This window comes from Sulfitobacter sp. HI0040, assembly GCF_001634885.1.
In the GTDB taxonomy this organism is placed as follows: Bacteria; Pseudomonadota; Alphaproteobacteria; order Rhodobacterales; family Rhodobacteraceae; genus Sulfitobacter.
The window spans coordinates 1-2,048 of the sequence record NZ_LWEX01000188.1; the positions used below are offsets into that span (position 1 = coordinate 1).

A 2,048-nucleotide genomic window follows, 5' to 3' on the forward strand; every position below is an offset into this window, starting at 1 on the left:
CCAACTTGAGCTTTGGTCAGATTTTTTTGACAGTTTCGAGTCCAATCCTCTGACCCCGGAACAGCGCCTGTCCATCATCGTGGATGAGGATGCCACCCTGGTTCTTGCCGGAGCCGGTTCCGGGAAAACCAGCGTTATCACGGCAAAAGCCGGATATCTGATCAAGGTAGGTCTTCGTAAACCGCATGAGGTTCTCCTACTGGCCTTTGCTCGGGATGCTGCAGCAGAAATGTCAGAGCGGATCAAAGACCGTTGCGGTGAGCCGGTGGAGGCTCGAACCTTTCATGCTTTAGCCTACGACATCATCGGACAAGTGGAAGGCGGCAAACCTGCCCTTGCTGCGCATGCTACAGATGACAAGGCGTTTCTGGCGCTGATCCGCGATATTCTTGTCGAGTTGGCGCTGAAAGTCTCGGAGGCATCGAAGGCCATTCTCGGTTGGTTCACGTCGGCGCGCCTCGAGGCAAAATCCGAATGGGACTTCCAGAGGAAACACGATTTTTACACCTATCTGGAAAAGGAAGACCTTCGCACGCTCCAAGGGGAAAAGGTCAAGAGTTACGAAGAACTTCTGATAGCCAACTGGCTGTACGAAAATGGCGTCGAATACGAATATGAACCTGATTACGAAGTCGACACGTCCAGCCCGACCCGCCGCAATTACTGTCCCGACTTCCGTCTGACAGAGAGCGGCGTCTATCTTGAGCATTTCGGTGTGCGTAAGCAATCTGGGCAAGGTGGCCAAGAAGTGCTGGTGACAGCACCTTGGGTAGATCGTGATGAATACCTCGAAGGGATGGCTTGGAAGCGACAGGTGCATCAGGAGAATGGAACCATTCTTCTTGAGACCTACAGCTACGAGAATTCAGAAGGCCGTCTGCTCGACGCATTGGCAGAAAAGATCGCGCCTTTCGTGACCCTTAAGCCCCGTCCACGCGAAGAGCTATTCGATCGGGTTATGCAGATGAACCAGGTCGACGGTTTTGTGCAGCTCTTGGGCAACTTCCTGCGGAACTTTAAGAGTGGAGGCTATGCATATGAGGACTGCGAACGCAAAGCGCAGTCCGCAAAGCTTGGCAAACGCGCCGCCGCTTTTTTGTCGGTGTTCAGGCCTGTCTATGAGGCCTATCAGGACCGCCTCGGCACGCGGATCGATTTTGAAGACATGGTATTGCGTGCGGCCAATTATGTTGAAACGGGCCAATACAAAAGCCCGTTTCGCCATATTCTGGTTGATGAGTTTCAGGATATTTCAAGAAGTCGGGCAAGATTGGTCAAAGGCTTGCTTGGCCAACACAGTGATGCCCGCCTGTTTGCGGTAGGGGATGACTGGCAGTCCATCTATCGATTTGCCGGATCTGACATTCATCTGATGCGCAACTTCGGCGAAGAATTCGGCGGGACGTTCAATGGGAAAAGCGGGGTGCATCGAACTGTCGACCTTGGGCGGACCTTCCGGTCCGTCGACAAGATTGCCTTTGCCGCCCGTCATTTTGTTTTGCAAAACCCGACTCAGCTCGAAAAAATCGTAATTCCGGCCGGGACAACGGAAGAAGCGGCTATCCGGATCGTCTCGACCTTCCGCCATGATGGTGAAGAAAAGTTGAGGGGCGTCCTCTCAGAATTACAGTTGCGGGCAGAAGCTGATGGACGTCAGGGCACTGTCTTGATGCTGGGACGCTATCGCCATTCCATGCCAGAGCAAATGAGGGATTTGCGCCGGTCGTTTCCGGATCTGGATATCACCTTCAAGACGATCCACGCCTCCAAGGGGTTGGAAGCTGACCATGTGGTCCTGCTCGACGATCATGCCCCATAGCGTGGTGTAACTCGCGGCTGGCCGGGCGCTTTCGACGGCCGAGCTGATCAGTCCGTCTGCGTTGCAGGCAGGCTGATGATGGGATCATCGCAGACCGGTGCCAAGGTTTCCAGCGTCATGTATCGCGCACGCTGCACAGTCCATTCTTCGGTCTGCTCCATGAGGATGGCGCCGACGAGGCGTCGTATGGCAGCCTCATTTGGAAAGATCCCGACGACGTCTGTCCTGC

At 54.4% G+C, this 2,048-nt stretch carries 2 protein-coding genes; one reads left to right on the forward strand and one right to left on the reverse strand.

What is annotated here, in order from left to right; genetic code table 11:
• A partial coding sequence (locus A3728_RS11710; protein ID WP_150120756.1) for a UvrD-helicase domain-containing protein occupies positions 1 to 1,819 on the forward strand: 1,819 nt, incomplete at its 5' end.
• Positions 1,820 to 1,866: 47 nt separating this feature from the next.
• Here the strand turns inward: A3728_RS11710 and A3728_RS22340 are convergent.
• The coding region (locus A3728_RS22340; protein ID WP_201722315.1) for a transposase at positions 1,867 to 2,048 on the reverse strand (182 nt) is incomplete at its 5' end.